At 37.9% G+C, this 7,783-nt stretch carries 7 protein-coding genes; all 7 read left to right on the top strand.

Features of this window, described 5'->3' with window-relative positions; all coding sequences use genetic code 11:
- Positions 1-168: 168 nt before the first annotated feature.
- From QME58_13590 to QME58_13620, 7 genes are read left to right on the top strand one after another with little or no spacing between them, the layout of a single operon-like run.
- The gene (locus tag QME58_13590) at positions 169-1,452 is read left to right on the top strand and encodes a hypothetical protein (GenBank protein ID MDI6804848.1); all 1,284 of its coding nucleotides are present in this window, start codon (positions 169-171) and stop codon (positions 1,450-1,452) included.
- 10 nt (positions 1,453-1,462) lie between these two features.
- Positions 1,463-2,665 carry a cytochrome c3 family protein gene (locus QME58_13595; protein ID MDI6804849.1) on the top strand — a complete coding sequence of 401 codons (1,203 nt, stop codon included), beginning with the start codon at positions 1,463-1,465 and terminating at the stop codon, positions 2,663-2,665.
- Between the two features lie 12 nt (positions 2,666-2,677).
- Positions 2,678-3,910: a CxxxxCH/CxxCH domain-containing protein gene (locus QME58_13600; GenBank protein MDI6804850.1), complete on the top strand. Its 1,233-nt coding sequence runs from the start codon at positions 2,678-2,680 to the stop codon at positions 3,908-3,910.
- A 29-nt stretch (positions 3,911-3,939) separates the two neighbouring features.
- Positions 3,940-4,788 carry a sulfide/dihydroorotate dehydrogenase-like FAD/NAD-binding protein gene (locus QME58_13605; GenBank protein MDI6804851.1) on the top strand — a complete coding sequence of 283 codons (849 nt, stop codon included), beginning with the start codon at positions 3,940-3,942 and terminating at the stop codon, positions 4,786-4,788.
- On the top strand, positions 4,788-6,230 hold the full coding sequence (gltA, locus tag QME58_13610; protein MDI6804852.1) for an NADPH-dependent glutamate synthase: 1,443 nt from the start codon (positions 4,788-4,790) through the stop codon (positions 6,228-6,230). Before QME58_13605 ends, gltA begins: the two co-directional genes overlap by 1 nt.
- A 60-nt stretch (positions 6,231-6,290) precedes the next feature.
- Entirely contained in the window at positions 6,291-7,538 is a 1,248-nt protein-coding gene (locus QME58_13615) for a DNA methyltransferase (protein ID MDI6804853.1), read from the top strand.
- Between the two features lie 4 nt (positions 7,539-7,542).
- Positions 7,543-7,773: a hypothetical protein gene (locus QME58_13620; GenBank protein MDI6804854.1), complete on the top strand. Its 231-nt coding sequence runs from the start codon at positions 7,543-7,545 to the stop codon at positions 7,771-7,773.
- The last annotated feature ends 10 nt before the right edge of the window (positions 7,774-7,783 follow it).

Genomic DNA, 7,783 nt, shown 5'->3' on the forward strand with positions numbered 1-7,783 from the left:
TAGCTGGCCTTTTGTTGTTTCAAATGATTATTCCTAATGACAAATCTGGGATAAATATATGCTTGTTATTATCATTATATTTTGATAAATTTAAAGCAAATTATTTGGTTTCCTTTGGCATCGAATATGATGTAACTAATATATCTTAAATCACTTAAGGAAATGGTTATGAAAAAAACGCTAATATTATTTTTCTGTTTTATAGTCCTTACCGGGTCGCTTTATGGGCAGATTATCAACGGAAGGTTTACAACTTCGTTCTACACTTTTGAAAAATACGGAAGTCCGAAATTCTCCGAATCGCATCTGCTTGCTTACCAAACGGCACAACTCGACATTACAAAAAATAACATTTCTGTTTCTACTTTATTACAGGGTTCTAAAAAATTTCCGGATGTAGGAAATTTTTCAGCAGTCAGAATGTATAATTTATTTTTTAAGTGGAGAAATATTGCTGATATCGCCGATCTCACATTAGGCAGGCATTCTGTATTTGCGGGTGTAGGAAATGGATTGATAGATGGGGGAACTGTTAAGTTTAAATTTTTTGATAAAGCCATTTCGTTATCCGCTTACGCGGGTGCCAATGTTAAAGAAAATCTCGAAACTCACGTTACAACCAACCGGAAAGATAACTATATGGTTGGTGGACAGTTGGTAGCTACATTATTTTCAGATTTACGATTTGGTTTAAGCTACTATAATCGTCATCGTGAGAAGATATCGTATAAAACTCGACGAGCCGATTCGTTAGGGTTACCAGTTTACCGAATCATCGAACTCGATTCTCCCGCCGAACAATTTACAAGTGCCGATGTTAATTATTTTCACAAATCACTCGGTAGAATTTACGGGCGTTTCGATTACGATTTGAATTTCGAAAAGAATTCGCGCATCCAGTTTGGCGGTAGGGCAAACCTGACTTCAACGATATCTTTGACAGGCGATTATATTTATCGCGTTCCACGTATTTCTTATAATTCAATTTTTCATGTATTCAACTATTCCAACACGACAGAAATTGAGGGTGGTTTAGAGTATGCTTATCAACCGACTCTTCGTCTTTTCGGAAAGTTCGCTAATATAAAATATTCGGGAGATAATTCTCAAAGATATACAATCGGAATGAATGCCGAGTTTGGAAGCTTCGTTTATTCAGGTAATACCGGATATTCAGGTGAGTTGAATGCAGTATCAGCACAACTATTTTATCCACTATTCGATAGAGTTTTAATACCTACTATTGCATTCTCTCGTGCAAGTTATAAATTATATAAACAAAGTGACCGTATGGAAAGCTTTACAGGTATTATTGGAGCAACAGTAAAAACCTCACAAAGTTTTTCATTCGATACTCAAATCCAATGGTTGAATAATAAAATTTATAGAAACGATTTTCGGTTGTTGTTTAAATTTAATTATCTATTCAGTCATCAATTAAATATTCTATGAAGGTGACAATATGAACAAACGAAATATTTTAATATTAATTTCAATTTTCATCATCGCAGCCATCAGTATTGCAATGTTAAATAGCCAGAACCGACAATCCATAGAAGAGGATAGATCATTAAAGATTAAATTCTCACATCAATTCCATATCGAACAGGGAGTTGATTGTGCCGACTGCCACACTGATGCTGCAACGAGCAAGTTATCTTCGGATAAGCTTTTCGGAAACCACGCTTCTTGCCAAACTTGCCACGAGGAACAGGTAAATAACGACTGCAAATTTTGTCACGTAAAACCGGAATTTTATGAAGCATTCGAAAATCCGGAACGCGAATTAATCTTCTCACACGAAAAACATCTGACTATGCCAGATGTTATATGCACTAGCTGTCATAAAAATTTGGATAAGGTAGATATTGCTTCTTCAAAGAACTTACCAGATATGGCAACTTGTAATACGTGTCATGATAACGCGAAGGCGACAAATTTGTGCGAAACCTGTCATACCAATTTTGATTCGCTCCTTCCGAACGACCACCGGGCAGGTAATTTCAAAAAAGACCACAAAAATTTAGTTCGTGTTGGTATGATGGATATAAGCTGTGCAACGTGCCATGATGATGTATTCTGTCAGCAATGTCATGACGGTGCAAGTTTAGCTAAGAATAGTCAAAAAGGGTTGATGATTAATCCGGCACCCCGACTTACGCGTCGTAATTCTCCAAAAATGCTTACAGTTCAAATGGCACACGATTTAAATTACAGATTTACTCACGGTATCGATGCCAAAGCAAAATCTACTGATTGCTACACTTGCCATCAACGCGAAACATTTTGTTCTGAATGCCATCAAGCCGGCGGAAATATTACACAAGGTAGTTTTAAGCCGAAGTGGCATAGCGAAATCGGATTTACAACATTCGGAGTTGGTTCCGGCGGTGGTAAACACGCCGAGCTTGGTCGTCGTGACATCGAAACCTGCGCGGCTTGTCACGATGCTAACGGCACCGACGCCACTTGCGTAAAATGTCATTTCGATAACGACGGAATTCGTGGAACGAATCCGAAAACTCATCAAACAGGATATATGAAAGATGAACGAGGGTTATGGCACGATACAAACGGAGCTACGTGTTACGTTTGCCATACAAGTCCTAACGCAAATAAAGATGGACTCAAAGCTGGCGGCTTCTGTAACTACTGTCATATATAAGGAAGAAAACTTATGAGAACGAAAAATATATTTTTGATTTTTGTAATATTTGTTTTATTTGGTGGTTGTTCCAATTTACAAAAGGAACTGCCCGAAACTACCTCACCAACTGTTATTCATTCAAAAGGTTGGGAAATTGTTGCGTCCGAAAATTTTCATGGAAAATATTTGCATCAAAAAGATTGGATACTGACCGATTGCATCTCCTGTCATGGTAGTGATTTCGGAGGTGGTACAAGTAAAGTTTCGTGCTACTCTTGCCATAGTTCTTATCCACATCGAACCGGATTTTTACAAAAGAATAGCCCTTACTATCACGGCTTATATTTGAAGAATGAATCGTGGGTAACTTCCTCGTGTCAAGGATGTCACGGTACTGATTTGAGCGGTGGTAACAATGGTGTTAAATGTGCAACCTGCCACGATTCTTTTCCTCATAAGTCAGGATGGAAGCTTGCCGCACAGACAACTTTTCATGGAAAGTATTTAAAGGTTGCTCAATGGGATATGAAACTTTGTACGGGTTGTCACGGTAGCCGATACGATGGTGGAAGTATTACCAATGTAAGTTGTATGACTTCGCAATGTCATGTTGATGTAAGCAATAGAAAAAAATCGCCCGAAGCTTGCAACACTTGTCACGGTGTGTTTTCGGCGAAAGCCGATAGCGTTATAACTTGGGCGCCGCCGCGAAGTGTGGATGGTGAAACAGCGCCCACAATCAAAGGTGTGGGAGCGCATCAAAAACATTTAGCAACCGGAACATTTGGAAAAGCTGTTAAATGTTCAGAATGTCATTCTGTCCCAGGTCAAACGTTTGTAAATGGACATCTGGATACCAATCTTCCGGCTGAAGTTGTTATGAATGATACTTTAGCACGTTTCATCACTGCTAATGGCTTGTTAGTTCCGAATCCTACTTATCAAACAGCAAATGCTACTTGCAGCAATACTTATTGCCACGGTAATTGGCGGTTGCGTAGAGCAACTTCAACAGCACAGTTTGGTTATGCCGATTCAGTTATGGTTGGAGCTAACAGGCCAGTTGTTTGGACTGGTGGTGCAAACGAAGCAGCTTGCGGTTCATGCCATGCACTTCCACCAACTGGACATATTCCTTCAACAATCTCGAATTGTGGAAATTGTCATACTGGCATCGTAAACAGCTCTGGAGTTATAATTGATAAAACAAAGCATATCAACGGAAAGATTATGCTTTTTGGAACTGAAAAGAATATGAATTAATAGATAAGTAAAAATAAAATGGGAAATGGATGTATAAAATTATTGAAAAGCAAAAGCTTTCAGAAACAATCACAAAATTAGTAATCGAGTCGCCCCGCGTAGCTAAAAAGCGAAAGGCTGGAAACTTTGTTATGATTCGTGTAAAGGAAGGGGGCGAACGTATCCCAATCACAATAGCTGATTCTGATATTGAAAAAGGAACTGTAAGCATAATCGTTCAGGCAATCGGTAAAACAACAAAAATGTTGTGTTCGCTGAAGGAAGGAGAATATGTTCTCGATTTTGTTGGACCTTTAGGTGAGCCTACACCGATAGAAAATTTCGGCAGGGTTGTTTGTATCGGCGGTGGAGTTGGAACTGCTGAAGTTTATCCAATTGCAAAAGCGTTGCGCGATGCAGGTAACGAAGTGATCGGAATAATTGGCGCCCGCAGTAAAGATTTAATTATTCTCGAAAAAGAAATGGGCGAAGTTTGTAATAAATTGTACATCACTACAGATGATGGATCCTATCAAGGCAAAGGTTTTGTATCCGATCAATTACAGGATTTAATAAATAGTGGAATGAAAATAGACGGTGTTTACGCTATTGGTCCGATTCCGATGATGAAAGTTTGTGCAAATGTAACGAGACCTTTTGGCATTAAAACTTATGTAAGCTTAAATCCGATCATGGTTGACGGAACCGGAATGTGCGGCGGTTGCCGTGTAACTGTCGGCGGAAAAATGAAATTTGCTTGTGTCGATGGTCCTGAATTCGACGCTCATGAAGTTGATTTTGACGAACTGATAATGCGTAACCGCACTTATGCCGATTTAGAAACAATATCAGATAAAACCTATGAAGAACATGTATGTAAGTTAGAGGGAGTAAAATAATGCCAAATACGTTGAAACCATCAGAGAGAATGAAAATACCACGTCAGCATTCGATTGAACAACCATCAACTGAAAGGACAAAGAATTTTAACGAGGTCTCATTCGGATTGAACGAAGAGTTAGCCCTACTCGAAGCAAAGCGATGTCTTGATTGTAAAAATCCAGTCTGTATAGATGGCTGTCCGGTTAGAATAGATATACCGGGTTTTATTATTAAGATACTAGAAAAAGATTACGCCGGGGCGGCAGATAAAATTCGTGAAGCAAATTATTTACCTGCAATTTGTGGCAGAGTTTGTCCGCAGGAAGACCAGTGCGAAATTGTTTGCATATTAGGCAAAAAACATGAACCAGTTGCAATTGGAAAGCTTGAGCGTTTCGTTGCTGATTATGAAATGGCTAACAATTTATTTAAATCACCCGTAGTTAATAACCACATTGATAAAAAAGTAGCTATAGTCGGTTCAGGACCTGCAGGTTTAACCTGTGCCGCTGAGTTAGTAAAGTTAGGTTACAAAGTAACTATATTTGAAGCTTTACACGCAACTGGTGGGGTATTACGATACGGAATTCCTGAGTTCCGTTTGCCAAAGGAAATTTTAGACATCGAAGTAAATAGAGTAAGAGAACTTGGTGCCGAAATTTTGACAAACTTTGTTGTCGGCAGAACAGCTACTTTAGATGAATTGATTGATGAGATGGGTTATGAAGCAGTATTTTTAGGAACCGGTGCAGGAACTCCAAACTTTATGGAAATTCCGGGCGAACATCTAAGTGGTGTTTTATCAGCGAACGAATTTTTGACACGAGTTAATTTTATGAAAGCTTATGCTTTCCCAGAAGCCGATACACCGATTAAGATCGGAAAACAGATTGCTGTAATAGGCGGCGGTAATACAGCGATGGATGCTGTCCGCACGGCGAAACGATTAGGAGCTGAGCAGGCATATTTAATTTACAGGCGTTCACGTAAAGAAATGCCTGCACGTGTTGAGGAAGTAATGCACGCCGAGGAAGAGGGGATAGAATTTATGATGCTTACAAATCCTTTACGAATAATCGGTGACGAGTTTAATTGGGTAAAAGCTATCGAATGCCAGAAAATGGAACTTGGTGAACCTGATGATTCGGGCAGAAGAAAACCGATACCTATTAAAGGGTCGGAATATATAATCGAAGTTCAAAATGTGATAGAAGCTATCGGACAGAAACCAAATCCGATTATACAGGCGACAACACCGGGCTTGGGTATAAGTAAGCGAGGAACCGTAGTTGTGGATAATAAGACGATGGTAACGAGTCGTCCGAATGTATTTGCAGGAGGCGACTTGATACACGGAGGTGCGACTGTTATACTCGCGATGCACGACGGAAAATTGGCTGCCGCTTCGATGCACGAATATCTGCAGAATGTGGATAAAGAAGAAAAAGTAACGAAGTGAAGTAGATGATAACCCCAGAAAGAACATTCGGGGTTTTGATCTAGAATAGATAAAAGCATTATGATAATGACAGATGTTAATACAAAATTAAGAAGTTATGAATACTCTGAAGTACAAACATTCTTTTCTGAGAGTAAAAAAACAGTCGTTGATATTATTAGTACACCAAATGGTCACGTTGTACCACGATATATTAATGAGTTTTGGACTTCTAAACAAAGACAAGCGAACTCAATACACGAAATTTCATACAGGGCTTGTTTTAAACCGCAATTACCAAGATTTTTTATCGAATGGCTAACAAAACCTGGAGATATTGTATTTGATCCATTTACCGGTAGGGGCACAACAATCATTGAAGCTGCTTTATTAGGCAGAAATATTATTTCGAATGATATAAATCCTTTATCAAAAATACTATGCAAATCAAGACTATATATTCCATCAATTGATGAAGTAACTAACCGATTAGCTGTAATTCCAATTGAAAAAGATTTAGTTAGTGATATTGATCTTTCGATGTTTTATCACCAAGAGACCCTCGTTGAGATACTAGCCCTAAAAAATTATTTAATTTCTCGAAATATTAACAACCAAGAAGATTACATTGATTCATGGATCAGAATGGTTGCCACAAATCGCCTTACAGGTCATTCAAAGGGATTTTTTTCTGTTTATACACTCCCTCCCAATCAAGCTCTGTTACCTCAGAAGCAGATAAAAATTAATGAACAAAAGAACCAGGTACCGGTTTATCGCAACACAAAAAAGCTTATCATAAATAAATCAAGAGACCTTTTAAAAAACATAACTAAACAAAACATAGAACAGTTAAAAATAGTTGGTGAAAAAGCTTTATTCCTAACTACGGATGCAGACCAATTGATTGAAATAAAACTTGAAACTGTTCAATTAACAGTTACTTCACCACCTTTCCTTGATATTGTCCAATATGCCGATGATAACTGGCTACGCTGTTGGTTCAACGACATTAACGCAAATGATGTAAGTAAAAATATTACCATGTCGAAAACGATCGATCAATGGGTCGACAAGATGAAAGGAGTTTTTCAAAAACTATATCGGATTACCAAAAAGAACGGTTATGTTGCTTTTGAGGTTGGTGAGATTAGAAAAGGGAAGATAAGATTAGATGAATACGTAGTTGATATAGGTTATTCAGTTGGTTTTGATTGCGAGGGAATAATGATTAACGAACAAACATTTACAAAAACCTCAAATATTTGGGGTGTCTCCAATAATAAGTTTGGAACAAATTCTAATAGGATAGTAATATTTAGAAAGTAAGAGTATGAAAGTATCAAAAGAATTAAAAGGTCTGATTGCCCAAATGTTCAAACCTTTAAAAGGTTTATCTATGAGTTTGGTGATGGAAGGGCTATCAGGAAACAGAGTGTTACCCTTTAATCCTAATGATAATAAAGACAAAATATTACTCCAATCACTTCAAATAGTGGCAAAAAAAGCGGGACAAAAAGTTAAGGGCAGTTCCAAAAATTCAAATATAAGTTTAGTGTTATAGATTTTATCGT

The organism is Bacteroidota bacterium (genome assembly GCA_030017895.1).
GTDB lineage: Bacteria > Bacteroidota > Ignavibacteria > UBA10030 > BY39 > JASEGV01.

Excerpts from the sequence above, each read along its gene's own strand:
- gltA (MDI6804852.1), top strand. The coding sequence starts at position 4,788 with ATGCCAAATACGTTGAAACCATCAGAGAGAATGAAAATACCACGTCAG.
- QME58_13600 (MDI6804850.1), top strand. The coding sequence starts at position 2,678 with ATGAGAACGAAAAATATATTTTTGATTTTTGTAATATTTGTTTTATTT.
- QME58_13595 (MDI6804849.1), top strand. The coding sequence starts at position 1,463 with ATGAACAAACGAAATATTTTAATATTAATTTCAATTTTCATCATCGCA.
- QME58_13615 (MDI6804853.1), top strand. The coding sequence starts at position 6,291 with ATGATAATGACAGATGTTAATACAAAATTAAGAAGTTATGAATACTCT.
- QME58_13590 (MDI6804848.1), top strand. The coding sequence starts at position 169 with ATGAAAAAAACGCTAATATTATTTTTCTGTTTTATAGTCCTTACCGGG.
- QME58_13620 (MDI6804854.1), top strand. The coding sequence starts at position 7,543 with ATGAAAGTATCAAAAGAATTAAAAGGTCTGATTGCCCAAATGTTCAAA.
- QME58_13605 (MDI6804851.1), top strand. The coding sequence starts at position 3,940 with ATGTATAAAATTATTGAAAAGCAAAAGCTTTCAGAAACAATCACAAAA.